The 25,177-nt window shown below is 61.2% G+C and carries 26 protein-coding genes and 1 pseudogene; 16 read left to right on the top strand and 11 right to left on the bottom strand.

Annotation, left to right across the window (positions count from 1 at the left end):
* The first annotated feature begins 13 nt into the window (after positions 1-13).
* The 3 genes from Q7T10_RS03520 to Q7T10_RS03510 all read left to right on the top strand — a co-directional run bounded on the left by Q7T10_RS03520 (position 14) and on the right by Q7T10_RS03510 (position 1,927).
* Positions 14-1,075 carry a TAXI family TRAP transporter solute-binding subunit gene (locus Q7T10_RS03520; protein ID WP_304745975.1) on the top strand — a complete coding sequence of 354 codons (1,062 nt, stop codon included), beginning with the start codon at positions 14-16 and terminating at the stop codon, positions 1,073-1,075.
* A 167-nt stretch (positions 1,076-1,242) separates the two neighbouring features.
* Positions 1,243-1,575: a YegP family protein gene (locus Q7T10_RS03515; RefSeq protein WP_304745972.1), complete on the top strand. Its 333-nt coding sequence runs from the start codon at positions 1,243-1,245 to the stop codon at positions 1,573-1,575.
* 67 nt (positions 1,576-1,642) lie between these two features.
* Positions 1,643-1,927, top strand: coding sequence for a hypothetical protein (locus tag Q7T10_RS03510; protein ID WP_304745969.1), 285 nt, complete (start codon positions 1,643-1,645; stop codon positions 1,925-1,927).
* A gap of 358 nt (positions 1,928-2,285) precedes the next feature.
* Here Q7T10_RS03510 and Q7T10_RS03505 read toward each other — a convergent pair whose 3' ends face one another.
* Positions 2,286-2,753: a CreA family protein gene (locus Q7T10_RS03505; protein ID WP_304745966.1), complete on the bottom strand. Its 468-nt coding sequence runs from the start codon at positions 2,751-2,753 to the stop codon at positions 2,286-2,288.
* Positions 2,754-2,924: 171 nt separating this feature from the next.
* Between Q7T10_RS03505 and Q7T10_RS03500 the strand changes: the two genes are divergently transcribed.
* Positions 2,925-3,617, top strand: coding sequence for a Crp/Fnr family transcriptional regulator (locus Q7T10_RS03500; protein WP_304745963.1), 693 nt, complete (start codon positions 2,925-2,927; stop codon positions 3,615-3,617).
* Between the two features lie 52 nt (positions 3,618-3,669).
* Positions 3,670-3,867 (top strand): DUF2892 domain-containing protein, encoded by a 198-nt coding sequence (locus Q7T10_RS03495; RefSeq protein WP_304745960.1) that lies wholly within the window; start codon positions 3,670-3,672, stop codon positions 3,865-3,867.
* Positions 3,868-3,879: 12 nt separating this feature from the next.
* On the opposite strand, the gene Q7T10_RS03490 is transcribed toward Q7T10_RS03495, so the two are convergent.
* Positions 3,880-5,040 (bottom strand): iron-containing alcohol dehydrogenase, encoded by a 1,161-nt coding sequence (locus Q7T10_RS03490; protein WP_304745958.1) that lies wholly within the window; start codon positions 5,038-5,040, stop codon positions 3,880-3,882.
* Between the two features lie 31 nt (positions 5,041-5,071).
* Entirely contained in the window at positions 5,072-5,968 is an 897-nt protein-coding gene (locus tag Q7T10_RS03485; RefSeq protein ID WP_304745956.1) for a recombination-associated protein RdgC, read from the bottom strand.
* 187 nt (positions 5,969-6,155) lie between these two features.
* On the opposite strand from Q7T10_RS03485, the gene Q7T10_RS03480 reads away from it, so the two are divergent.
* A complete protein-coding gene (locus Q7T10_RS03480) occupies positions 6,156-6,710 on the top strand; it encodes a Spy/CpxP family protein refolding chaperone (protein WP_304745954.1) in 555 nt (184 codons plus the stop codon).
* A 91-nt stretch (positions 6,711-6,801) separates the two neighbouring features.
* Here Q7T10_RS03480 and Q7T10_RS03475 read toward each other — a convergent pair whose 3' ends face one another.
* The gene (locus Q7T10_RS03475) at positions 6,802-7,167 is read right to left on the bottom strand and encodes a glutaredoxin domain-containing protein (RefSeq protein WP_304745951.1); all 366 of its coding nucleotides are present in this window, start codon (positions 7,165-7,167) and stop codon (positions 6,802-6,804) included.
* Between the two features lie 130 nt (positions 7,168-7,297).
* On the opposite strand from Q7T10_RS03475, the gene Q7T10_RS03470 reads away from it, so the two are divergent.
* Entirely contained in the window at positions 7,298-8,155 is an 858-nt protein-coding gene (locus Q7T10_RS03470; protein WP_304745949.1) for a DUF2189 domain-containing protein, read from the top strand.
* The gene (locus Q7T10_RS03465; protein ID WP_304745947.1) at positions 8,155-8,367 is read left to right on the top strand and encodes a DUF2788 domain-containing protein; all 213 of its coding nucleotides are present in this window, start codon (positions 8,155-8,157) and stop codon (positions 8,365-8,367) included. The genes Q7T10_RS03470 and Q7T10_RS03465 overlap by 1 nt, the downstream gene beginning before the upstream one ends.
* Here Q7T10_RS03465 and Q7T10_RS03460 read toward each other — a convergent pair.
* The 4 genes from Q7T10_RS03460 to Q7T10_RS03445 form a co-directional block, all read right to left on the bottom strand.
* The gene (locus tag Q7T10_RS03460; RefSeq protein WP_304745945.1) at positions 8,360-11,032 is read right to left on the bottom strand and encodes a bifunctional acetate--CoA ligase family protein/GNAT family N-acetyltransferase; all 2,673 of its coding nucleotides are present in this window, start codon (positions 11,030-11,032) and stop codon (positions 8,360-8,362) included. The two genes, Q7T10_RS03465 and Q7T10_RS03460, sit on opposite strands and share 8 nt — an antisense overlap.
* Positions 11,033-11,053: 21 nt before the next feature.
* Complete coding sequence (locus Q7T10_RS03455; RefSeq protein WP_304745943.1) at positions 11,054-11,632, bottom strand: NnrU family protein; 579 nt, start codon at positions 11,630-11,632, stop codon at positions 11,054-11,056.
* A 16-nt stretch (positions 11,633-11,648) separates the two neighbouring features.
* Positions 11,649-13,214: a GGDEF domain-containing protein gene (locus tag Q7T10_RS03450; protein WP_304745940.1), complete on the bottom strand. Its 1,566-nt coding sequence runs from the start codon at positions 13,212-13,214 to the stop codon at positions 11,649-11,651.
* Between the two features lie 120 nt (positions 13,215-13,334).
* Entirely contained in the window at positions 13,335-14,618 is a 1,284-nt protein-coding gene (locus Q7T10_RS03445; RefSeq protein ID WP_304745938.1) for an iron-containing alcohol dehydrogenase, read from the bottom strand.
* Positions 14,619-14,764: 146 nt separating this feature from the next.
* Here Q7T10_RS03445 and Q7T10_RS03440 point away from each other — a divergent pair, with 146 nt between their 5' ends.
* Both Q7T10_RS03440 and Q7T10_RS03435 read left to right on the top strand, forming a co-directional pair.
* Positions 14,765-16,879: a dehydrogenase gene (locus tag Q7T10_RS03440; RefSeq protein WP_304745936.1), complete on the top strand. Its 2,115-nt coding sequence runs from the start codon at positions 14,765-14,767 to the stop codon at positions 16,877-16,879.
* 92 nt (positions 16,880-16,971) lie between these two features.
* Positions 16,972-17,400: a CBS domain-containing protein gene (locus Q7T10_RS03435; protein WP_304745933.1), complete on the top strand. Its 429-nt coding sequence runs from the start codon at positions 16,972-16,974 to the stop codon at positions 17,398-17,400.
* Positions 17,401-17,437: 37 nt separating this feature from the next.
* On the opposite strand, the gene Q7T10_RS03430 is transcribed toward Q7T10_RS03435, so the two are convergent.
* Positions 17,438-18,586 (bottom strand): dipeptidase, encoded by a 1,149-nt coding sequence (locus tag Q7T10_RS03430; RefSeq protein ID WP_304745931.1) that lies wholly within the window; start codon positions 18,584-18,586, stop codon positions 17,438-17,440.
* A gap of 166 nt (positions 18,587-18,752) precedes the next feature.
* Between Q7T10_RS03430 and phnC the strand changes: the two genes are divergently transcribed.
* The 3 genes from phnC to phnE all read left to right on the top strand — a co-directional run bounded on the left by phnC (position 18,753) and on the right by phnE (position 21,496).
* Positions 18,753-19,625 (top strand): phosphonate ABC transporter ATP-binding protein, encoded by an 873-nt coding sequence (gene phnC, locus Q7T10_RS03425; protein ID WP_304745929.1) that lies wholly within the window; start codon positions 18,753-18,755, stop codon positions 19,623-19,625.
* A gap of 46 nt (positions 19,626-19,671) precedes the next feature.
* Complete coding sequence (gene phnD / locus Q7T10_RS03420) at positions 19,672-20,640, top strand: phosphonate ABC transporter substrate-binding protein (RefSeq protein ID WP_304745927.1); 969 nt, start codon at positions 19,672-19,674, stop codon at positions 20,638-20,640.
* 91 nt (positions 20,641-20,731) lie between these two features.
* Entirely contained in the window at positions 20,732-21,496 is a 765-nt protein-coding gene (gene phnE, locus Q7T10_RS03415) for a phosphonate ABC transporter, permease protein PhnE (protein WP_304746106.1), read from the top strand.
* 236 nt (positions 21,497-21,732) lie between these two features.
* Here phnE and Q7T10_RS03410 read toward each other — a convergent pair whose 3' ends face one another.
* Entirely contained in the window at positions 21,733-21,963 is a 231-nt protein-coding gene (locus tag Q7T10_RS03410) for a hypothetical protein (RefSeq protein WP_304745925.1), read from the bottom strand.
* A gap of 86 nt (positions 21,964-22,049) precedes the next feature.
* Here Q7T10_RS03410 and Q7T10_RS03405 point away from each other — a divergent pair.
* A pseudogene (locus Q7T10_RS03405) lies at positions 22,050-22,154 on the top strand (integrase); the annotation flags it as partial.
* A 117-nt stretch (positions 22,155-22,271) separates the two neighbouring features.
* Here Q7T10_RS03405 and Q7T10_RS03400 read toward each other — a convergent pair.
* The gene (locus Q7T10_RS03400) at positions 22,272-23,072 is read right to left on the bottom strand and encodes a DeoR/GlpR family DNA-binding transcription regulator (RefSeq protein WP_304745923.1); all 801 of its coding nucleotides are present in this window, start codon (positions 23,070-23,072) and stop codon (positions 22,272-22,274) included.
* Between the two features lie 114 nt (positions 23,073-23,186).
* On the opposite strand from Q7T10_RS03400, the gene Q7T10_RS03395 reads away from it, so the two are divergent.
* The gene (locus tag Q7T10_RS03395; protein ID WP_304745921.1) at positions 23,187-23,891 is read left to right on the top strand and encodes an HAD family hydrolase; all 705 of its coding nucleotides are present in this window, start codon (positions 23,187-23,189) and stop codon (positions 23,889-23,891) included.
* A complete protein-coding gene (locus Q7T10_RS03390) occupies positions 23,884-25,032 on the top strand; it encodes an ABC transporter ATP-binding protein (protein WP_304745919.1) in 1,149 nt (382 codons plus the stop codon). The genes Q7T10_RS03395 and Q7T10_RS03390 overlap by 8 nt, the downstream gene beginning before the upstream one ends.
* Positions 25,033-25,177 lie beyond the last annotated feature (145 nt).

Raw genomic sequence — 25,177 nt, 5'->3', positions numbered from 1 at the left:
GAGACGAAATAGCATGAAAAAGATAGTCTTGTCCGCCCTGCTGCTGGCCGGGCTGCTCGGGCACGGTACGGCGGCGGTCGCCGCGGTGGAATACAAGATAGTGACCGCGTCGGAACGCGGGACCTACATCAAGATCGGGCGCGATCTTGCCCAGTTCGTGGCGCCCGCGGCGAACATCAAGCTCGACGCGGTACCTTCGGCCGGCTCGGCCGAGAACGTCCGGCGGCTGCGTTACGAGCCGGGCGTGAAACTGGCCCTGGTGCAGTCGGACGTCTACCAGTCCTTCCTCGACATGGCTGCTGCTGGAAACGCAGCGGCCGGCACCATGATCCGGCCGCTGCGCGTCATCCTGCCGCTGTACAACGAGGAGATCTACTTCATCGTTCGGGCGGACTCGGACCGGAACTACGTCCATGAGATCAGGAACGCGAAGCTCAATGCCGGCGAGCTGGGAAGCGGCACGGCGCTGACCTCGGCCACGCTCTACCGCCTGATGTTTGGCGAACCCATGCCGGACGCAGGCGTGAGCTACCTCTCCAACGAGGAGGCGCTGGCCAAACTGGTCACCGACAAGACGATTGATGTGGTTGCCGTGGTCGCGGGCCAGCCCGCCAAGCTGCTTGTCGACATGAAGCCCGAGTCGCGCCAGCTCATCAAACTGCTCAAGTTTGATCCCGGGCATCCTTCCAGCGAAGCGGTTCTCAAGACTTATTTCCCCGCGAATGTGCGCGCCAGCAGCTACCCCAACCTGCTCACGACCGACCTGCCCAGCCTGGCGGTCAAGGCGTTCCTCGTCACCTACGATTTCGAGCTGAAGGACACGGAAAGCAATCTGCGGCATATGGCGCGTTCGCTGTGCCAGAACCTCCCGCTCCTGCAGGACAAGGGTCACCCGAAGTGGCGCGAGGTGGAGCTTGCGTTGCCGGATCTCGGACGCGGATGGTTCTACTATGCGCCGACGGCGCGCGAGATCCGCACCTGTCTCGCCGGGGAAACCAGGGCGGGCAGACCGCTGAAATCACGGGCGGTGAAGGTGTGCTCGCAGCAGGAACGCATTCTTGGTCTGTGCCAATAGGGGGGCATGGCGAGTCGGCCGGCCCGCTGCAGCATTGAGATTTCGCAACAGGGCGCCTTTCGTTTTGCGTACGCTTGAATACGGGATGCAAAGACTGAGCGGGGGCAGGCAAGGAGCGGCTCCCTTCGCGTTTTGCGCAGTTGTGGTCCCGCAACAGGAGAATGCACATGGCTGGCTGGTATGAACTGAGCAAGAGCAGCGACGGACAATTCCGTTTCGTCCTGAAGACAGGCACGGGCGACACCCTGCTCACGAGCGAGCTGTACAAGGCCAAGAGCTCGGCAGAGGGCGGGATTGCATCGGTACAGGCAAACAGTCTTCTGGATGAACGCTATGAGCGCAAGACGTCGTCCAATGGCAAGGCTTATTTCAACCTGAAGGCGGCCAACCAGCAGGTCATCGGTACCAGCCAGATGTATGCGACCGAGGCCGCCCGTGAATCCGACATCGCCCGCGTGAAGGCCGAAGGCCCGTCCACGACGGTCAAAGACAACGCCTGACTTTCGGCGACCGCCTGACGGACGCGTCGCTCTGCGGACCGTCCCTTTTCAACAGCAAGGAACAACCATGTCAAAAGGAGACGAGTACATCGCAAAAGTGAAGCTCCAGCTCGACGAGCTCGATGCCAAGATGGACAAACTGGAGGCCAAGGCGACGGAAGCCAAGGAAGACGCCCGCGCCAAGTACAAGGAAGAAATGGCCAAGCTGCGTCAGCAATCCAGAGCTGCCAAAGGCAAACTCGAGGAGATCAAGGCGGCCGGGGAAGACAAATGGGAGGCCCTGGTGACTGAAACGGAGAAGATCCGCGACGCAATTGCCCACTCCTTCAACTACTTCAAATCCCAGTTCTGAGCCCGGCGCACAACGCTGCGCCGGACACGGCCATGCAGGATGCCGCGGTGGCCTTGCGCAAGAACATCGGCCAGGCTGCCCTGCCCGCTAACGCATGGCCCAGTGATAGCAGCGAAGGGCAAACGACGACAAGCGCAGAGGGGCGTTGCGAACCATCAAGGGAAGCCACGGCGGCGAGTTCAGGGCAAAGCGGGCTGACCAACGGATATAGGGCCGAAGCCAACGGGTTGATTCAACAAAGCGGCGCTTGTCCAGCATGGTCATCAAGCAGCTTGCTTGCCTCAAATATTTCGATTCTCCCCGCCAGCCGATAACCTTGTCCGCGAGGTGCCAAATCCTGGCCGGTCACGGCCATCCGCTATTTCAGCGGTATGGGCTGAGTGGCTGGCACCGGCACTGCCGTCACGCTGTTCTTCGGGCTGCCATCGATCAGCTTGTCGGAATACACCAGGTAGACCAGCGTATTGCGTTTGCTGTCGACCATCCGGACCACGCGCACATGCTTGAACAGGAATGACGAACGGGCATTGAATACTTCCTCTTGCGCGGCGATCTTGCCCTTGAAGGAGATCGGTCCGACTTGGCGGCAGGCCACAGCGGCGTCAGACGTGTCTTCCGCCAGGCCCATCGCACCCTTGTAGCCGCCGGTTTTGGCATGCGACAAATAACAGGCGACGCCCTCGACGGCAGGATCATCGAACACGTCGACCACGACCTTGTCATTTGGACTCAGCAATTTGAAGGTGGTGCTGACCTCACCTACGGTTTCAGCAACGGCACCCAGTGTTGCAGACAGCAAAACAGCGAGGGCAAACATTTTGTTCATCGAAACACTTTCAAGTTTGGCAACGCTGGCAAATGGCCGGGGTGAGTGCACTCCGTGCGCGCCAGCGCGGCGCTTCGTGAATCATAATGGCGTCGGGCCACGCAGGTCAAAATTGCTATCAATATAATAGCTATGTATGCATATTCCATGAGGGCTAACGGCACTTTTGATATGAACTCACACCCCGATCCGCAATTTGCCCCGCCGACGCCGGACGTGGCTGCGCTACCCCTGTCACTGTACCCCGCGCTGGCGCAGGTGCGGCCTTCCCTGGCTGAGTTGAGTCCGGCGGTCGCACCCCTGCAGGTACCCAGCGGCACGGCTTTATTCAGTGAAAATGCGCCTTGCCAAGGCTTTCCGCTGGTGCTCGACGGAGAGGTCAAGGTGTCGCGCAGCTCGGAGGACGGCCGCTCGCTGGAGCTGTACCGTGTGGTGCCCGGTGAGCTGTGCCTGGTGTCATCCGCCAGCCTGTTTCGCACCCAGCCGCTGTCAGCCCATGGCATCACCACCAAACCCAGCAGCCTGATACTGATTCCGGCCGACATCTTCAGGCGCTGGCTGGAGACCCCGGCATTTCGCAACGAGGTGCTGGGCCTGTTCGCCGAACGCATGGCCGATCTCACCAGCCTGATTGATGCCGTGGCCTTTCACAAACTCGACCGCCGGCTCGCCGCTGCGCTGTTGGGACATGGCCCGCAGCTGGCCATTACCCACCAGACCCTGGCCGATGAGCTGGGCACCGTGCGCGAAATCGTCACCCGGCTGCTGCGCCGCTTTGAGCGCGAAGGCTGGGTGACGCTGGGGCGTGAGCAGATACAAATCACCAATGGCCCGGCCCTGCGTGACTTCAGTCACATACGCTGAAGAAGACAAGGCGTCTAATCGCCTTATCTACAACCCTTCAGGAGAGTCCCCTATGAAAACCAACGAAGGCGGTATTGACCGCGTGGTGCGCATCGTCGCAGGTGTCGTGCTGCTTGGCCTCATGGCCATGGGAACCATCGGCTGGTGGGGCTGGCTGGGGATCGTGCCGCTGGCCACCGGCCTGATCGGCTGGTGCCCTGCCTACACCCTGCTGGGCATGAACACCTGCCCGATGAAAAGCAAAACCTGAGGGACGGCGCCCTTAGAGCGCCGCCTCCAGCACGCGGCGGCTGACTGCCGGTGTCACGTCACCGCGTTCACTGAGCTTGGTCATGCCGTGCGCCTCCAGCTGGCGGATCACCACGTCAATGGCATCGGCCGCCAGGCCATAGGCACTGAGACGGGTTGGAATGCCCATGCGCTCGAAGAAGTCGCGGGTGTGATCAATGGCGGCGGTAATGCGTTCGTCGTCGCTGCCACTGCGAATGCCCCAGACGCGCTCGCCGTACTGCAGCAGCTTGTCGCGCTTTTGAACACGGCGCTCGTCCAGCATGGCCGGCAGCACGATGGCCAGCGTGCGCGCGTGGTCGATGTTGTGCAGGGCCGTCAGTTCGTGGCCAATCATGTGGGTCGCCCAGTCTTGTGGCACACCCGACCCGATCAAGCCGTTCAGCGCGAGAGTGGCCGCCCACATCAGGCTGGCGCGGTCGTCATAATCCGGCTCGGTTGCGGCCAGCAGACGCGGCCCGATGTCAACCAGCGTTTGCAGCAGGCTTTCGGCAAAACGATCCTGCACCGGCGCGTTCACCGGGTAGGTCAGGTACTGCTCGACGGTGTGCACGAAGGCATCCACGACGCCGTTCGCCAGTTGCTGCGGTGGCAGGGTGTAGGTCTTGGTCGGGTCCAGCACCGAAAACTGGGGGAACAGATGGCGGCTGCGAAACGGCAGTTTGGCGCCGATGTCGCGCCGGGTGATGACCGAGCCATTGTTCATCTCGGAGCCGGTGGCGGGCAAGGTCAGCACCGTGCCAAAGGGCAAGGCCGTCTTGATGTTGCGCCCGCCCTTGAGCAGGATGTCCCACGCATCGCCTTCAAAGGGTACTGCCGCGGCGATGAATTTGGCGGCATCGATCACCGAGCCGCCACCGACGGCCAGCAGAAAGTCAAAGCCCTCGTCACGAACCTGTTGCACGGCTTTCATCGCGGTATCAAAGCCCGGGTTGGGCTCGATGCCGCCGAATGTGCTGTGTGCGCGCGTGCCCAGGGCCAGGCGCACCTCGGCCAGGGTGCCGGTTTTTTCAGCGCTGGCGCCGCCGACCAGAATCAGCACCTTCGCCCCGGCGGGGACGAGCTTGGCGATATCGGCGATGCGGTCCTTGCCGAAAACAATCTGGGTCGGGTTGTAAAAATCAAAATTGAGCATGGTTGTTCTTTCGTTTTGTCAGGAGGATTCGTCAGGGTTTCACCATCTCGCCACCCAGCGCTTCCAGCAGGTCCGGCAACAGTTTGCGCAGCTCGCCGGTGGCAATGGCGGTGTCGGCGTCAAAGCCATCGTCCTTGCCCGTGGACGCGCCTTCGAACACCACATCCAGAAACGCCAGTTTCTTGAGCTGTAGACCCTCTGTCAGCACAAACGAGACGCGGCTGTCCCAGGTGAGCGCCAGGCGGGTGGGCAGCTTGCCGCTTTCCACGTATTGCTTGACCTCTTCGGTGTCCAGCGGGTGACGGGTGTAACGCACGACCGCCTTGGATTCATCGGCAGCTTTCAACTCGCACTCACGGTCCACCGTGAAGCCGGCAGGCGGCTCCTGCGTGATCAGCCACTCGGACATCGCTGCCGTCGGCGACACCTTGGTGTCAATGAGCGCCACCGCCAGCCCGGGGAGTGACTTCACCAGCATCGTCACCACTTCATCGGCGCGGGCCTGGCTGCCCGCATCAATGACCAGCAGGCGCGCCTGCGGATCAAGCCACACGGAAACGGACGATTCCTTGGAAAACGCCATCGGCAGCAACTCCAGCTTGATGTCGTCCTTGATCTCGCGGGTCTCCTTTTTGCCGGGTTTGCGCCCGGTGGTGGCCTCAATATGGGCCACCCGCTCCTCGGCCTTGCGGTTCACCACCGAACTGGGCAGCGCCCGGGTCTCGATCATCAGTTTGAGGATCAGCTGCCCACCCACGGCCTCTACCAGCGGGCCGTGGGCCTCGCCGCGGGGCTCAACCCAGCCGATGGATTTTTCCTGGCTGGCGCCACACGGGACAAAGCGGGCCGCGTCGAGGCCCTCCTCCATCTGCGCCACGGATGCAGACCACCCGGGCCCGACTCGATACATGATCACGTTCTTGAACACTGGCACCCTTCTTCGATTGAATTAACTGCGACAGGGTCAATCATCCCATCAAATTTCCGCGCAAATCTTCAACGCAACTTTACAAACTCTTATCTGGGCGTCACGCGTCAGATACAGAGCGGGCGCAAACTGACTCCCAACCTGATGCCAAGTCCTGAGCGTCAGACCTACCACGAAGGAAGCTCACATGAAATCAGTATTCAAACCCATTCTCCTTGCCGGCTTGCTGGCCACCGCAGGTTTTGCAGCATTTTCGCAAGCCCCGGCTGGCGGCGAGCGTGGCGGCATGATGGGGGCCGGCAGCTCCATGCATGAGGGCATGCGCCATCATGACCGCATGGGCAAAATGGACCCTGCAAAGATGCAGGTCCGGATGGACAAACGCAACTCCGAACTCAAGGCCCAACTCAAGCTGACCCCGGCCCAGGAAGGCGCCTGGACCACTTACACGGCGGCCATGAAACCACCGGCCGACCTGTTGGCGAAACGCCCGGATCGCGCCGAGCTGGACAAGCTGTCCACGCCCGAGCGCATCGACAAGATGAAGGCCCTGCGCACCCAGCACATGGCTGACATGACGACAGCCATGGACAAACGTGGCGACGCCACCAAAGCCTTCTACGCCACGCTGACAGCGGACCAGCAAAAGGTGTTTGACACCAGCGCTTCGCGCCACCATGGCCGGGACGGCCGCAAGGGCGGTCCCCGCGACATCAAGGCCCCGGCCCAAGTCAAGCCATAAGCCAGACGGCTGGCCAGGCAACTGACGGCCGGAATTCAGGGCCGCTATTCAGGGGCGGGGTTCGCATGCAGCGGGCCCCGCCCTTATTCATTCAGGCCAGCATCTTCTTCAGCTCACCACTCTCGATCAGCTTGACCAGGTCATTGGCACCGCCCACCAGCACGCCCTTGACAAAGACCATGGGCATGGTTGGCCAACCGGTCCACAGCTTGAGGGCGTTGCGCTGCCGCCAGGTGTTGAAATAATTGCCGTATTCCAGGTACTGGTAGACCACACCGGCATCGTCCAGCAGCTTGCGTGCCTTTTTCGGGAACGGGTTCATGCCCATGCCGACGACCACGACGGGATGCTTCGCCACCGCCGCCTGTACCTCTCTGACAATCGCCTGTTCGTGCGTGGCCACCTTTTCCCGGATGGCGGCGTGAATATGGGATTCATCAAGTATCGGACGGGGCATGGCAGTCTCCTGGGCGCGGCAAAGCAGCATTATGCGTTGCCCTATCACGCCTCCCGAGTCTTGCGCCTGCGTTGACCCATGCCACGAAGCGAGCACGGCCCCCCGTTCCAGAATTACACTGGCAGCACTCATGCACACACCATCGCCCCCACTTCCGGCCACGTCCCCCTCTCGCGCCACGCCTGGCGTGCGCACCATTGCGTTGACGCAGCCCATGCACTGGGTGATTCTGGCGTGGCGTGACATGGCCCGGTGCGGCTGGATCAGTTTTGCCCACGGCCTGGTGCTGGCCCTGGTGGGCGCTGTCATTCTGGCCGTCGCGCACGACCGCTTCTGGCTGTTGGCCGGGGCGCTGTCCGGCTTCCTCGTGGTGGCGCCGGCGCTGGCCACCAGCCTGTACGCCTTGAGCCGCGCACTGGAACGCGGTGAAAAAGCAGATATCGGTGTGGTGCTGAAAACCTGGCTGAACTGGCAAAACAACCACATCAACAAGTGGGGCAATGATTACTGGTGCCTGGTGCAGTTCGGCGCCCTGCTGGCCCTGGCGGGTACGGGTTGGGTGCTCACCTCGGCGGCTCTCATCACCCTGCTGGCGCCCGTGCCCATCACCACCCCGCTTGCCTTCATCCAGCACGTGGTGCTGGCCAGAGACGGCTTCCTGTTTGAGCTCTGGCTGGCCCTGGGCGGTGTGCTGGCAGCGCCCATTTTTGCGTCGACGGCCGTTGCCATGCCTTTGCTGCTGGACCGCCGGGTTACGTTGATGCAGGCGGTTCTCACCAGCTGGCGTGCCGTGCTGGCCAACCCCATGCCGATGGCCTTCTGGGCGGCCCTCATCATGGGCTTTACCCTGCTGGGGCTGGGCTCGGCCCTGCTCGGGCTGATTGCCGTGATGCCGATGCTGGGCCATGCCAGCTGGCATGCCTATCGCGATCTGGTGGATGTCTCGGCCCTGCCGGAACGGGACGCACTGGCAAAGGATGCCCGCTGATGTTCGGTTATTCGGAAGAGCAGATTGCCGCCTTCGGTCTGACCTTCGGCGTGGGCGGCTTCATGCTCTACATGCTGTTCATCATTGGCCATCTGGCCTGGGAGTCCAAAGCCGGAAGATTTGGCACATTCATCATCTTCCTGGGCCTGGCCTTCGGCATGGTCGGCTTCGTGGCGAAGTACCTGATTCAATGGACCATGAACATCAAGTGAGCGACAGGAAGATTCCTTTGGTGCCCTCGCCATCTTCGTTGCCCGGGTCTTCCTCGAAGCCCAGTTCCCTGGCCAGTCTGAGCATGCGATCGTTGTAGTCCAGCACGGTGGCCACCAGCCGCTGCGTCCCCTGACTGCGCAGATAGGCGATCAGCTTCTGCATCAACAAATGCCCCAGGCCGCTGCCCTTGAGTTCAGAGCGCACGATCACGCCAAACTCTGCCGCAAAGTTGTCGGGGTCGGTCATGGCGCGTGCCACGCCCAGGGTCTGTGGCTGGCCATCCGGCCCGGTGCCCATGGCCACAAAAGCCATCTCGCGCGCGTAGTCAATCTGCACCAGCCGTGCCAGCTCGCTACGCTCCATGGTGCGCTTGCTGTAGAACACCCGCATGCGCACGTCCTCCGGGTCCAGATCCTGCAGGAACGCCATGTGCAGGGCCTCGTCCTCCGGTCGAATCGGCCGCAGACACAAGTCCCGGCCCCGCCACTGCACGGTTTCCTCCAGATGCGCCGGATAGGGCCGGATGGCGAAATGGGCTGCCCCGGCCGGACCCGCCGCGCTCAGTCGAATGCGGGCGTCGAGGGCGATGGCACCTTCGAAGTTCACGATCAGGGGATTGATATCGAGCTCGGCGATCTCGGGGATCTCGGCCAGCAACTGCGACACCGCCACCAGCACCCCGTGCACCGCCGCCTCGTCCACCGCAGGGGTGTCGCGCCACCCGGCCAATAACCGCGCCACCCGGGTGCGCGACACCAGTGCCTTGGCCAGCGGCACGTTCAGGGGCGGCAAGGCCACCGCCCGGTCCGCCATGACCTCCACCGCGGTGCCGCCTTGCCCGAACAAAATGACCGGTCCAAACACGCTGTCGACCGTGCTGCCCACGATCAGCTCCTGTGCATGCTGGCGTCGCACCATGGCCTGTACCGTGAAGCCCTGAATGCGCGCCTTGGGGTGCTGACGCAGCACGCGCGCCAGCATGGTCTGCGCCGCATCGCGCACATCCCCCTCGTCCTGCAAATTGAGGGCGACACCCCCGACGTCCGATTTATGCGAAATATCGTCAGACAGAATTTTCAGGACCACAGGAAAGCCCATGGCCAGTGCGGCTTCGGCCGCCGCGTCCGGCGTGCCGGCCACGCGTTGCGTGGCCACCACCGGAATGCGACAGGCATCCAGCACCGCCTTCGCTTCAGGTTCCGTCAGCATTTCACGACCACTGGCCAGCGCCTCTCGCACCAGAGCCTTGATGGCCGCCGTGTCGGGGCGTAAATCCGGCTGCAGGGCCGGAGGTGCCTCGGTCAGTTCAGCCTGGTTGCGCCGATAGCGGACCAGCATGGAAAAGGCGCGCACCGCCTGCTCAGGGGTATCGAAGGTGGCAATGCCGGCGTCCTGAAATAGCTGGCGTGCCTCGGCCACCGCCCGGTCACCCAGCCAGCAACTCATCAGGCGCGCAGGTGCATGAGCGTCATGCTGTGCCAGCGGCACCAGGGCCCGCGCGATGTCGGCGCTGGGCACAATAGCCGTGGGCGCATGAATGAACAGAATGGCGCCCGTGGCGGAATCCTCATTGAGGACTTTCAGCGCCTGCTCATAGCGCGCTACCGGCGCGTCACCAATGATGTCTACGGGATTGGCGCGCGACCAGTTGGGTGGCAGCACCGCATCAAGCCGCTGCAGGGTCGCGTCACCAAGCTCCGACAGCTTGACGCCGGCATCGGCGGCCGCGTCGGCCGCCATGACACCGGCTCCGCCCCCGTTGGTCAGAATCATGATGGACTCGCTGGCATTGGTCCGAAAGCGCGACAGGGTCTCGGCGGCCAGGAACAGTTCCTGCAAGGTGTCGACCCGCAGCATGCCGGCCCGGGCAATGGCGGCATCAAACACCATGTCCGAGCCCGCCAGGGCCCCGGTGTGCGACGCAGCCGCCAGTTGCCCCTGTGGCGAGCGGCCGGCTTTCACCACGATCACGGGCTTGTTGCGCGCCGCCGCGCGTGCTGCGGACATGAATTTGCGGGGTGATTCGATCGATTCGGCATAGAGCAGAATGGCGCGCGTCTTCGGATCGCTGGCCAGGTAATCCAGCATGTCGCCAAAGTCCACGTCCGCGTGTTCACCCAGGGACACGAAATGTGAGAACCCGATGCCGCGCCCGCGTGCCCAGTCCAGCATGGCGGTCACCAGGGCACCGGACTGTGAGACAAAGGCCAGTTCGCCCGGCAGCGCATCAATGTGGGAAAAACTGGCATTCAGGCCCTTGTGCGGCGCCAGCAGCCCGATGCAGTTGGGCCCCAGGATGCGCAACAGGTGCGGCCGCGCGGCGTCCAGCATGGACTGCTTCTGCGCGGCAGTCATACCGGCGCTCAGCACGACGGCGGCGCGCGTTCCCAACTTGGCCAATTCCTTGATCAAGCCGGGCACAGTGGCCGCTGGCGTGCAGATCACGGCCAGCGCCGGAACGGCTGGCAAATCAGCCGCATGGGCAACCACGGGATGGCCAGCGAGTTCACGGTATTTCGGGTTGACGGCGAACAGGCGCCCCTGGTAGGTGCCGCTGGTCAGGTTGTGCCATACGGTGGCGCCGACGCTGCCCGGACGCAGCGAAGCACCAAAAACAGCGATGGACTCCGGGTCAAACAGCGAGTCGAGATTGCGGATACTCATGGATTGGTCCGGCGCGTGGCATCAGCCCAGCGGGCGCACACCCATCAGCAGGCCGTGCAGCAATAGCGCAAAAACAACCCAGGCACCCACCCCCACCGCGACCGCGATGGCCGTGGCTCCGGCCGAGCCACGAGGATAGGATGTGCCGGCCACTCGGTCGCGCTGGCGCGCGGCCCTGAAGTCGAAAATGGCCCACACCAGAAACGAGCCGAACAGCACCATATGTGCGATGTTGCCGTTGGCCAGCAGATGAGCCAGGGCCCAGACTTTCACGCCCAGTACCATGGGATGGTGAAGCCGCGCCTTGATGCTGTTGCCCGGCACATAGGCCGCCGCCAGCAACACGAAGGAAACCAGGGTGAGGAGCGAGGCCAGGTGACGCATGGCCACCGGCGGGCTCCACAACTGCACCGGCTGCTGCCGCGCCAAACTGAAGCCCCACACGATCAGGCCCAAACCAACCAGGGAAGCCGCCGAATAAAGGCCTTTCCATGGCAGTGCGCCTATCTGCGCCCGGGTCTTGGTGCGCCAGTCGTCGGCCACGATGCGCACTGAATGCACGCCCAGAAAAACAATCAAACCCAGAATCAGAAATGTCATATGCGCTTTCTTGTGATCAAGCACCCAGCACGCGGTTCTTGCCCGCGCGCTTGGCCAGATACATGGCCTGGTCGGCGCGGCGGATGGCGTCCGGTCCGGATTCGTTGGCTGCCAGTTGTGCAACCCCGGCACTGAAGGTTATCAAAATCTTTTCTGTGCCCGTCAGAAAGAAGCGTTTGGTCAGCTCGCGCTGCAAACGCGTCATGGCTTCAATGCCATTCTCCAGCGATGTGTCGGGCAGCAGAATCACAAACTCTTCACCACCATAGCGCGCCAGTGTGTCCTGCGGACGCATGACTTCACGCGCCACGGTCGCCAGGTGCGTCAGCGCCGCGTCCCCGGCGGCGTGGCCCGATTTGTCGTTAATTTTCTTGAAGTTGTCAATGTCCAGCAAGGCCATGCACAGGGGCGTGTCCTTGCGTCGCACGTTGGACACTTCACGTTGCAGCGCCTCGTCCAGGCCTTTGCGGTTCAGTGCGCCCGTGAGCGGATCGTGACGCGCCTGCGCGCTCACGCGGTCCAGCTCCCTATGCAGCTTGACCAATTCTGCTTCGGTGGTCTGCACCTTTTCGCGCATGCCGCGCAGTTCATCGCGGGCGGTCAGGCTGTCGTGTGCCATGGTGCGGGTCGCGCCCACCACGTCTTTCAATACGGGCGCAATGTCCGCCATGGTCCTGGCCTGCTCAATCAGGCGCGCGTTCTCTTCCATCTGGCCGTGGTACGTGCTGGTCGACTCGGTCATTTGCGACAGCCGCTCAATGAAAGTGGCCAGCATCTGGCGCAGATCTTCCTGCGCTTCCAGGGCGCGGCCCTTGGCCTCGGTCTGCTTGAAGATGACGTCTTTCAGACGGCGCTCCACATCATCGAGCCGGCGCAAGGTGAGCGGCGGTGTTGATGCCGTCAGCAGCGCCTCTATCTGGCCCTGGAGCCAGCGATCATCCAGACTCAGCTCGCCAATGTTTTCGATGATCAGGTGCAGCAGCTTGAGCAGTGTGCCCTTGATCTCCGCCTGATCCTCCGCGGCAAATGACAAGCGGTGACTGAAGTTGCCCAGCATCAGCTTCACTGCCAGTACGTCGGCCCCGGGCTGTCGCATGGCCGCGAGCAAGGTCTCGGTCTGCTCGGTAAAGCGGGCGTCGTCCGTGCCCAGCGCCGGCAATGCAAATTCAATCATCCGTGCGATTTGTTCGAAAAAATCCGCCGTCAACGCTGGCGCGGAGACGGCCGGCGACGGGCTTTCCTCCAGGGGCGCCGGGGCCGATGCCGCGAATCTGGGAAGGGCGGGCGCCTCTGGCGGGGGGCTGAAGCCACCGTAAGCCATCAGGGCATTCTTCACGCCGTCCCAGTTCAACTGGCCGATGGCGGAATCGAGCAAACCGCGCTGCCTCTGCTGGCCTGGTGTTTTGGTGGGCAGGGCCTGCGCAATGTCCCGCAGCCGCTCTGCCGGAAAAGGCGGGTCAACGGGCACACCCGCGACTTCACTGTAGATTGCCTGGTAATTGGCCGGCGTTGGCGCCATTTTGCGGGCGGTCAGCTGCTTGAGCGTTTCGCGTGCTATTTCAAAAGGCTTTTTGTGAGTCATGGGTATTTTGCCGCTATAAATTCAATAGCTATATAGGCAAGTTTAACGGGGGCTGAAGCCAAATGTAACCATCAAGCCATGAAGCCATCTGCGGCAGGCCAAAAAAGGACCTGAACCCGGTCATCCGGCGTTGCGTGTGCTCGCTTGGCCAGTTGATTTTTTGCGCGAAGCGGCCTTTGGCAGTACCGCACGGATCAGCTCTTCACATGTTTCAACCGACATGTAGCGCGGCACCGGGTAGTTGGTATCCGCTTCCCAACAGGCCGCTTTGGCCAGGGCAGGGATATCCGCCTTGCGCAGCGCATCAAGCTGGCGCGGAATGCCGAGGTCGCGGCTCAGCGCGTCGATGGACTCCAGGAATTTTTGGGCCAAAACGTCGACAGGCTCCCCCGCTGCCCCGACCTTGGCACGCACGGCCAGCACGGCCAGTTTGTCATGAATGCAGGGGCCGTAGAACCTCAGAACATGCGGCAGCATGATGGCATTGGCCAGTCCATGCGGCGTGTGGTATTTGCCACCGAGCTGATGGGCGATCGCGTGGACATTGCCGACGTTGGCCCGGGTAAAGGCCAGTCCGGCATAGTTCGACGCCAGCGCCATGTTCTCGCGCGCCGTGAGGTCTTTTCCGTTTTTGTAGACGACTCGCAGGTTGTCATAAATCATGCCCACGGCCGCCAGCGCCATGCGATCGGTGAAGCTGGTCGACCAGTGGCCAATGAACGCCTCAATCGCATGGGTCAGCGCATCCATGCCGGTAGCCGCCGTGATGTCAGGCGGCAGACCCGTCATCAGCTCAGGGTCCAGGGCTGCCATCTTCGGTACGAGGCGCGAGTCGGCAATCACCAGCTTCTTGTTGTTTTCGGGGTCCGAGATCACGGCGGCTACGGTCACTTCGGACCCGGTGCCGGCGGTGGTCGGTACGGCGTAAATGGGCACCGGCGCGTGAAATCCCCTGAAGTAGCCGACCAAGCGGCGCGGATGCTTGTGGTTGGTCACCGAGAGCCCAATGGCCTTGGCGGCATCCATGGCGGAGCCGCCGCCAAAAGCCACGATGGCGTCACAACCCTCGGTCTTGAAGATCTCGATGCCTTTTTCGATCTGCGGGATCGGCGCATCCGGGGTGATTTCGTCAAAGACACAAAAGGCCGTGCCGCCTTCCGTCAGGGCCCGGGTCAAGCCATCCAGCAGGCCGAGTCCCGAAATGACGCGGTCTGTGACGATCAGGATTTTCTGATGGCCAAAGCCGGCAACAGCGTGCCCTAGCCGGGCGCTCGAGCCCGGTCCCACCAGCATGGTGGGTTGCGGAATCGGCAGCAGGCGTGTGACGAGCCCGGCGACGCGCATCACCGTCGACAACCCTACCGAGCGCCCGACATCACTTAGTAAATTCGGTATCAAGACCATTCCCCTTGTAGCGCTTGTCTGCCCCGGTATTTTGACCGCGAAAGCAGTCCGATTAGGTGGCGGGAAAGAACGTTGTGGGTTGACAGGGATCAATCTGTCGTGCGGTGTCTTGCCTCAAAGTTGCCACAGTTCCACGGTGTGAATGTATGAAAAAAGTGGTCAGTATCAGCCTGGGCGCGCGGGATCAGGATTTTGAGTTTGTGGCGCCGTTCATGGGGCAGCGCATCAGTGTGCAGCGTCTGGGCACGGACGGCAGCACGACCAGGGCCGTGAAGCTGTTGAAACACTGGGAAAAACAGGCCAGTGTGATTGGGCTGGGGGTGGCAAAAGACAGCTACAACGTGGGCTCCCGTCGCTACGTTGAAAAAGACAGCGCCCGCATGACGGGCGTCGTCAAACGCATTCCGGTGACCACGGGTGGGCGTCTCAATGACATTCTGCAGGAGTGGGCTCTGCGCCACGTGCAGATCAAGCTGGGCAACTATTTCAACAACGCCAGAGTCCTGTTTTTCTCGGGCCTGACCAATTACAAGCTGGCCATGTGCATGGCTGAGTACAGCCAGAACCTGCAGTTTGCCGACCCTCTGCTGCAGCTCGGGGTGCCCAAGCTGTTGACTTCCTTGAGCGCGCTGGAGCTCTATGCCGGTGGCGCGCACTATGTTTCGGACTGGGTGCTCCCGGCTGTGATGTCATCCGCCCCGGTGAAGGAGTGGACCCATTTCGTGCTGCGCAAGGCGATGCAGAAGGCGACCGTGATTGTGGCGCCAGTGCATGAACTGGACGATTTCAGCGCGGAAGAATTGGCCGGCAAGACCATCATCACGTCCTCGGTCAATGAGGAGCGGGTGGCCCAGTTCAAGGCCAAAGGCGTCTACATGGTGATTGACGGTTCACCGACGATGTTCAACCACGTGCTGGGCCCCAATATCCTGGATGCCATGATCATCGCCGCCACCGGCAAGGATCCGCAGGACTTGCTGGAAGACGATTACCTGGAAATCATCACCGACTTGCAGGTGGAGCCGCGCATTATTTACCCTGACGGATTCAGGCGCGTCAACCGTTTTGCGTTCGTCATCCATCCCCTGTCGCAGGAATATTTCAAGGTCGTCAAGCCCATCGAGTTGCTGTCGCAGGTCTCGCCGCCGCTGTTCATGAACTCGCTCGAGAAGGTGATGGCCTATGCCCCGCCCTTTGTTTACTCAAGGGTGACGGGCATCAAATCGCCCACCGGCGTGGAAGCCGAAGGGTGGTTGATCTCCGTGGGGGGAACACCGAAAGAAATCATGGCCCATAGCCCCGAGTTCACCTACCGCCGTTTGCTGGCTGCGGCCGACGTGGCCAAGCGACTGGGCGCACAGATCATGGGCCTGGGCGCCTTCACCAAAGTGGTGGGCGATGCGGGGCTGACGGTGGCCAAGCGCGCGCCCCTGCCCATCACCACCGGCAACAGCTACAGCGCCTCTGGCGCGCTGTGGGCCGCGCATGACGCCCTGCTGCGCCTGCGGTTGCTGTCCGCCCCGAAGAAAGGCGAGAAGGTGCAATTCAAGGCCATGGTGGTCGGCGCCACGGGGGCCATCGGCTCCGTCTGCGCCCGCCTGCTGGCTACCTTCGCCGAGGAGCTTTACCTTGTCTCCCCCGAGACCGCGAAATTGCTCTCGCTCAAGGAATCCATCCTGAAAGAGACGCCAGACGCCAGCTTGTTCCTGGCGGCCCGGGCCGACAAGGACATCGCCGGCATGGACATGATCGTGACCGCCACCTCCGGCGCTGGCAAGAAGGTGCTCGACATCATGAAAGTCAAGCCCGGCTGCGTCATCACCGATGTGGCACGCCCGCTGGACCTGCCGCCCGAAGAGGTGGCCAAGCGCCCGGATGTGCTGGTGGTCGAGTCCGGCGAAATCCTGCTCCCCGGAGATGTGGAGATGAAGAACATCGGCCTGCCCAAAAACGTGGCCTATGCCTGTCTGGCCGAAACCATCGTGCTGGCGCTGGAAGGCCGGTTCGAGAACTACACCGTGGGCCGCGCCATCGAATGGGAGAAGGTGCGCGAAATCTACCGCCTCGGCTTGAAGCATGGCATGAAGCTGGCGGCCATCTCCGGGGTCAACGGCGTGTTTTCCGATGCCGACATCGAGCGGGTGCGCGAACTGGCACTGGCGGCGCGCGCCAGGAGCGAGCGGCCAGCCAGGAAGGTGGGGCCCGCCAAACGGGTGGTCACGCCACGCAAGAGGGCCGCAGCGGCTTTGAAGAAAACCTGAGGCCGCCACTCAGGCAGGCGCGGCGCCTATTGCATTGCAGAACAGTTTGTTTACACTGCAGATTCAGTGTCCATCCATCGAAGGGAGTGTTCATGAAACCCGTTCAGGAATTGTTGAAACGCCGCAAGCCGACGGTCTTTCAGGTCAGCCCTTCGGTCACCGTCTTTGAGGCACTGCGGCTGTTGGCCGACTACGAGGTGGGTGCCATGGTCGTGATGGACAAGGGCAAGCTGGTGGGCGTGGTGTCCGAGCGCGACTACACCCGCAAGGTCGCGCTGCAGGGCAAAAACTCCAAAGAAACCACCGTGGCCGAGATCATGACCCGCGACGTCATCACCGTCACACCCCGAACCGGCACCCGTGCCTGCATGGCCTTGATGAGCCAGAAGAAGATCCGCCACCTGCCCGTGATGGACGGCGGGCAGGTGCTGGGCATGATCTCGATACGCGACATCATGGACGACATCATTGCCGACCATGAGCAGACCATTTCGCAGTTGACGAGCTACATCAGCAGTTAGTTCGGCAGGGTCCGGGAATGTTTGCGACAAGGGCCGGTCAGACGCCCTGCACTGCGGCAAACACGCGCAGAAAATTGCCGCCAATCAGCTTCGCCACCTCGGGCTCCTGCAGGCCTCGCTTCAATAGCCCCGCAACATAAAGAGGCAGATTGGCATAAGTATCAAATACCGGCTTGTAGTTGGCATCCATGTCGGTTCCCAGACAGACGTGCTCAATGCCGACATGATCGATCAGCTCAAAGGTGCGGTCGACAAAGCCATTGAGATCGACAATGCCAACCCCGGCAGGCCACGCACCGAGCACGCCACCGCCCGTCTGTGCAACGGCCTTGGCCAGATCGAGTGAAATGAAGCGCGGGTGATGAAGTTTTTCGCTGTGCACATGAACGTGCGATGCCATCACGGGTTTCGACGACGCGCGAATGGCGCCCATGGCGGTCGCTTCCGAGGCGTGGGCAAGGTCGATCACCATGCCGACGGCGTTCATGGCCTTGACCACCGCCACGCCTGCGTCGCTCAGTTTTCCATGAACGGGGGCGCCGGTGATGATGTCGCCCAGCTCATTGTTGCGGTAGTGCATGAGGGTGATGGACCGCACGCCATCGGCATGGGCTTCGGCCACACGCTCCGGTTTGCCTTCCAGGAAATCGCCACCTTCCACGGTCAAGAGCGCGCCGGGCTTGCCCGCCGCCCTGGCTGACTGAAAATCTGCCAGGGCCTTGACGGGATAAACCAGCCCACTGGCGGCCAGCGCCTGGATATTGCCGATTTGCCGTTTGTAGCTTGCCCAGGCTTCACCGGGTTCGAAGTTCCGTACCGTCGTCAAGCCTTCACCGGCGGTGCCGAGCGTCTGAAAATCTGATACGGCGGCAAAGGCTGCGGCGGTCAACCCGCCCGATTGCATATCGGCAATGGTCCTTTTCTCAAACGTTCCCAGCTTTGCGTAGAGCCAGACCAGCCCGGACAGATTTTCCGCCCCGTCCACAAAGGTCCGGCCCGGATGGGCATGGGCATCAATAGAAGGATGACGCGAGAGCAACGCCCGCGCCCGTGCCAACTCCTCCGGAGTGAAGTCAAAGCCAATGGGTGCAGGCCTGGGATGCTTGATGAGATAGCCGCTGATGCCGGTCGCAGCCAATGCCATACCGCCTCCAGCCAGCAACAGACGTCGGGTCAATTTGGTCATGGCAGGCAATTCTACGGCGGCCTTCTGGCCGTGGACATAAGCTTTTCCTGCTTGCAGTGCGTGGTCGGCGTGGCGGGCGGGTGTAGATCCGGCCGAGCCAAATTTGGGACTGACACCTGTTTGTCATATTGCGCCGATATGGTCTGCGCATTGACACGGAGGAATCATGACCATCGCCATCAGCATCAAGGCACTGAACAAAACGTTTCCCGGCGGACGCAAGGCGTTGCATGACGTTGATCTGGATATCCAAGCCGGCGAGATGGTGGCGCTGATTGGCGCCTCCGGTTCCGGCAAGTCAACCCTGTTGCGCCACATGGCCGGCCTCATGGTCGGGGACGGTTCCGGCCAGGGTCTGATCCAGATCCACGGCAAGACGGTCCAGCAAAGCGGCAAGATCGCGTCCGACATCCGGCAGACCCGGGCTGACGTTGGCTTTGTGTTCCAGCAGTTCAACCTGGTGGACCGCCTTCCTGTGATCGTCAACGTACTGGCCGGCACGCTGCACCGGGTTCCCCTGTGGCGCAGCCTGCTGCGCTGGTTCACGCCCTCCGAAGTGGCCGGCGGCGTTGATGCCCTGAGACGCGTGGGCATCGCCGAATGCTGCGCCCAGCGCGCCTCAACCCTGTCGGGCGGCCAGCAGCAGCGTGCCGCCATTGCACGCGCCCTGGTGCAGGGCGCCAAGGTGATCCTGGCCGATGAGCCCATTGCCTCGCTCGACCCCGAGTCGTCGCGCAAGGTGATGGACATCCTTGCGCGTGTCAATCGGGAAGACAAATGCACCGTGGTGGTGTCCCTGCACCAGGTCAACGTCGCCATGAAGTACTGCGCCCGCACTGTCGCCCTGCACCGGGGCCGCGTCGTGTACGACGGCCCGTCGGTGGCCCTCACACCGACCTTGCTGCGCGAACTCTACGGCGCCGAGGCCGACGACATCCTGGCGCTCGGCGACCACATCTCCAGCCTGCAGGACAGCAAGCCCGCCGTGCCGCATCTGGCCTGGCCAGCGCCGCTGGCACCCCTCGCGCGTGCCGCCTGAACTCAATTTGCCATCTGTCCGATCAATCTCTACAAAGGAAACTCCCATGATCAAGAAACTGCTCGCCACCCTGGCTGGCGCCACCCTCATTGCCATCAACCCGGTGGCAGCCCAGGAACTGAAGGAACTCAACTTCGGCATCATCTCGACTGAATCGTCACAAAACCTGAAGTCGGACTGGCAACCGATCCTGGACGGCATGGCCAAAAAGACCGGTATGAAGGTCAACGCCTTCTTCGCCCCGGATTACGCCGGCATCATTGAAGGCATGCGCTTCAACAAGGTGCACGTGGCCTGGTTTGGCAACAAGTCGGCGATGGAAGCGGTCGATCGCGCCAGCGGTGAAGTGTTTGCCCAGATGGTCAACGCCGACGGCACACAGGGCTACTACTCGCACCTGATCGTGCACAAGGACAGCCCGCTCAAGTCGCTGGACGACATGCTGAAACAGGGCAAGAACCTGTCCTTCGGCAACGGCGACCCCAACTCCACCTCGGGCTTCCTGGTGCCCAGCTATTACGTATTTGCCCAGAACAAGATTGACCCGAAGACCTTCTTCAAGCTCACGCGCAGCGCCAACCATGAAACCAATTCGCTGGCAGTCGCGAACAAGCAGGTTGACGTGGCCACCAACAACAGCGAGAACCTGGACAAGCTGAAAGACAAGCTGCCTGCCAAGTTCAATGACTTGCGCATCATCTGGACCTCGCCACTCATCCCGCTGGACCCGCTGGTTATTCGCAAAGACCTGCCCGAAGCTACCAAGGCCAAAGTGCGCGATTTCTTCTACACCTATGGCCAGGGCGGCCAGCAGGAAAAAGATGCCTTGTTCAAGCTCTCCAAGCTGTCCGGCTTCAAGGCATCCACCAACAGCCAGCTCATTCCGATTCGTCAGCTTGAATTGTTCAAGGCCCGCAACAAGTTCGAAGCCGATGCCAATCTTGCTGCCGCCGACAAGCAGGCCAAACTGGCTGACATCGACAAACAGCTGGCCGCGCTGGGCCAGGCCAAGTAATGCGTCGGGCACCTCAACCCCTGTTCTGTTTGCTTGAGGTGCAGGCGTGAGCGCGCCTGTCAGCACGCCGGTGTTGTCCGCAGCACCGGCGATGCAGATACCTCGGGCCAGCCTGCTGGGCTTGCTGGCGTGGGGCATCTTGCTGGCCTTGCTGGCGGGCTCCTGGCAGGGCGCCGATATGCGGCCATTTGACCTGGTGCGCGATGCCGGCAACATGGCCACTTATGTCGCCGATTTCTTCCCGCCGAAATTTGGCGATTGGCGCATGTACCTGCGGGAAATGGTCATCACCGTGCAAATTGCGCTGTGGGGCACTGCCCTGGCCGTTGTGTTTGCGGTACCGCTGGGTTTGCTGTCGTCGGCCAATATCACGCCCTGGTGGATTCACCAGCCAGTGCGGCGCCTGATGGACGCGGCCCGCGCCATCAACGAGATGGTGTTTGCCATGCTGTTCATCGTGGCCGTGGGGCTGGGGCCTTTCGCCGGTGTGCTGGCCCTGTTTGTGCATACCACCGGCATTCTGGCCAAACTGTTTTCGGAAGCGGTCGAATCCATTGATTCCCAACCGGTTGAAGGCATCCGCGCCACCGGTGCCAATGCACTGGAAGAAATCGTCTACGGCATCATCCCGCAGGTGCTGCCCCTGTGGATTTCCTATTCGCTGTACCGGTTTGAGTCCAACGTGCGCTCTGCCTCGGTGGTGGGCATGGTCGGCGCCGGCGGCATCGGTGTCATCCTGTGGGAAATCATCCGCGGCTTCCAATACGCCGAAACTTGCGCCGTGATGATCATCATCATCGTGACGGTGACGGTGATTGACGTGATCTCTGCGCGGATTCGCAAGTCGCTGATTTAGGGAACCACCGTGTCACTGCGCAGGCAGGCAGTGCGGTTCAACCGCAACGCAATGGGGCCTGAATGGATGGCACTCACCGCGACATATGTTTCGCCTTGAACGCTTGCCCAACTGCGACTGCTGTCCGTGGCGTTTAACGACTGGCTGACTGTTCGCGGCCAAGACCTGCCCTTGAAACCAATCCTTGATTGCTGGTGGGGGTACCTTGCACATCCTGAATGTGCGCAAGAAACTGGTCACAAGCCTACCAGGGAAGCATCCGGATCGAGTCGCTTCACCATCTCAAGTATCTGACTGGATTGAAGCGCGTCTGGGTTGTACTGAACGATCAGCAAATGTGGGCGTTCGTGTTTGTCGAAGTTCGCGGAAATTACACCGACAGACGCGGCCACCTCCTGTTCTACCTTGGCCCGGTCTATCGGGGACAGTTCTGGGTGCACGTGAATCAGTACATCGACGGCTTTCATAATGGACGCTCCCAATAGTTGTTAATGAATCAACGACTAATAGTTACAGCAACCAAGAGTCAATCGATTGACGATTCTCAACAACTTCAGTGCGGCGCACGAAGGCAGCATCGCTCATTTGTAAGCTAGCCAAGAATCTGGGTTCGGTAGAACTATTGCTATGCCACACCAAGTTGGAAAGCACCGTCCAAGAAAAGTGGTGCGGCGCAACGTCTAACTGTGGCGCCTGCCGACCAAGAGCCGACGTTCGAGCATCTCCCCTAACAACATGCCATCGGAGTTTCAGAGATGAATCTCCGCCTCTTAACTCAAGGCGAAGCATCATCCGGTGAAGCTATGAGCACCTCGACATCCAACTTTTCAAGCGCCTCACGAATGCCCTGGTCGATGCCTGCATCCGTGATGATGCGCGTCACTTTGTCCAGATGTGCAATCCGGAAAATGGCCTGAGAGTGGAACTTCGATGAGTCCACCAGGACAGTGACTGTCTGGGCTGCTTCCATGAAGGCCCGGTTCATCGCGGCCTCCTCCGGGGACAGCATGGAGATACCAGCGGAAGGCGAAATGCCGTTGACGCCGAGAAACGCCGCACGTACTGTGATGTCGTCAAACGTGCCGGGAGCCGGACGACAAACCGATGCCATTTTCTTGAAGTCAACAGTGCCCGGTAAAAGATAAACGGATGCGTTCTGGCTTCTGGCGAACTCCATCGCAACCGTCAAGCCGTTGGTCACGACATGCAGATTGTGATGACCGCGCAAGGCCTCCGCAAAATGACGTGAGGTCGTGCCGGCATTGACCAAAATGCAGTCGCCATCGGAAACATGCTGCGCAGCCAACTCAGCAATCGCCCGCTTTTCCCGGACATTCTCGCGCTCACGTTCCGCGTAGCTGATGCTTTCGTAGCGGGCCCAACCCTCGGCAATGACCTCCCCCGAGACGGCGCCGCCACGGGTGCGTTCGACCAACCCTCGTTCATGAAGTTCGATTAAGTCTCGCCGAATCGTGATGGGTGAGGTCTGAAATCTGTCGGCCAAAGTATTGACCTCCACGACCCCGCCGTTGTGAAGCAGGGTAACGATTTCTTTGTGGCGAGCGGCTTTGAGCATGTGAAACCTGAGGTGATGACTGGACCTGGAAACGAACAGACTGGGACAGATATTGCCACTGTATGAGCAGATTAAGTCATGAAAGTGACATTTATTGTTCGTAACATTCAACGCATGAACACAAACGGACATTTTCGAGCGGTCATTTTTGATGTCGATGGCACCCTGTTTGACACATTGCCATCGCTCGCGGCTGCTGCCAATAGCGTGCTGGTCCAGGCCGGTCTGCGGGAAGTTTCAACATCGCTCTTGCGCACGGCGCTCAACGAAGGTTTACGGGCGATGTTTCGCAAGTCGATTGCCCTGCAAACAGTTCCCGTGGAGCCAGGGTTGGCAACCCAACTGGAAATTGAGTATCTGGAGCAGTACATGCAGCGATGGTTGCCAGCGGCGCCTTTGTATGCCCATTTGCACGATGCATTGTCGGCGCTCAAAACGCCGGATTTGAAGCTTGGCATCTGCACCAACCGCGACCGCGCCTCAACCGAGGTCTTGCTGGCCCAAGCTCGCATCGAAGGCGTTTTCGACGTCATCGTTGGAATGGGTGATGCACCTCATCCCAAGCCAGCGGCAGACCCACTGCTCCTGGTGCTGGAGCATATGGGGATATCGGCGTCCGAAGCCTTGTTTGTGGGCGACTCCTACATGGATGCCACTTGTGCCCAACAGTCGCAGGTTCGCTTCGCCGCTCACCTCGGTGGATATGCAGGGCAACCCGGTGACCTGCTTCCCAACGTGTTTAGTTTCAGCGATTACGACCAGTTGACGAACTGGGTTCTCGGCCATCAATCTGCCACCAGGGACGCTTGCCATGCCTGACATTCATATTTCCGGACTCACCAAGCAATTCGGCGACACCAAGGTCCTCAAGGGACTGGACCTGACTGTCAAGGAGGGTGAGTTCCTGACGCTGTTGGGCTCCTCGGGCTGCGGCAAATCCACCTTGCTCAAATTGATTGCAGGGCTGGACCAGCCTGATGCGGGCTCGATTCGGCTGGGCCAGCGCGACCTGCTGGCCTTGTCACCCAGTCAGCGCGACTGCGCCATGGTCTTCCAGTCGTACGCCCTGTACCCGCACATGACGGTAGGCGGCAACATCTGCACGCCTCTGCTGATGCGAGGCCTCAATTTCTGGGGTAGGCTGCCCGGCGCGAAATTCTTTTCGGCCAACACACGTCGCGTCAAGGCGGAGGCGCAAGCCAATGCCCGAAAGGTGGCGCAGAGTCTTGGCATTGATGGACTTTGGGAGCGCAAGCCCGCACAGCTGTCTGGCGGACAACGTCAGCGAGTGGCCCTTGCCCGTGCCATGGTGCGTCACCCTGCGGTCTTTCTTTTCGACGAACCCCTCTCCAACCTCGACGCCAACCTGCGCCAGGCGCTACGTACGGAAATCCGTCAGCTCCATGACCAGTTGGGCGTGACTTTCATCTACGTCACGCATGACCAGCATGAAGCCATGTCCATGTCGGACCGTGTGGCCGTGATGCGTGAGGGACTCATCCTGCAAATCGGAACACCCGAAGAAATTTACACCCAGCCAGCCAACCTCGATGTCGCTCGCTTTGTGGGTGCACCACGCATCAACTTGCTCGATGCTGAAGTCAGAGCCCATGGCGCGGTGTGGGCACAAGGGCGTCAAGTCGGCCATTCCCATGGCAGGTCTGGCACATGTCATGTTGCGTTCAGACCGCAGGCCGGGTGTCTCGAGTCCAGGGATGGCATGCAGGTTCAAGGCGTCGTTGTCAGCGTGGAGTACACCGGTGCCGAACAGATTGCATCACTCCAGGTTGACGGCACCGAAGAAACGTCTGTTTTCTGCCTGCCCGCCAACAGCCACGGAATTCGGGTCGGCCAGACCCTGCGGGTTTCAGTTCCTCTTGGTGAGATTCATCTGTTCGATGCCGATGGTCAGCGCCGGGCGTTTGAACCCTTTTCGGTTTTGATGGGCGAAGCCGCCTGAGGCTGGAACATGCGAGTCAATCCGCTTCACACGGCCCTCCTGCTGACACCCGCTACGGTGCTCATCATTGCCTTGCTGGTGATACCCGTGGCCATCGTGGCTGTCATGTCCTTTACCGACTGGCAATTTGGTGCGGCCACGCTGG

The sequence above is a fragment of the Rhodoferax sp. genome (assembly GCF_030646845.1).
Classification (GTDB): Bacteria; Pseudomonadota; Gammaproteobacteria; order Burkholderiales; family Burkholderiaceae_C; genus Rhodoferax.
The sequence above is the reverse complement of the archived record's forward strand: the minus strand, read 5'-3'. Positions and strand labels throughout refer to the sequence as shown.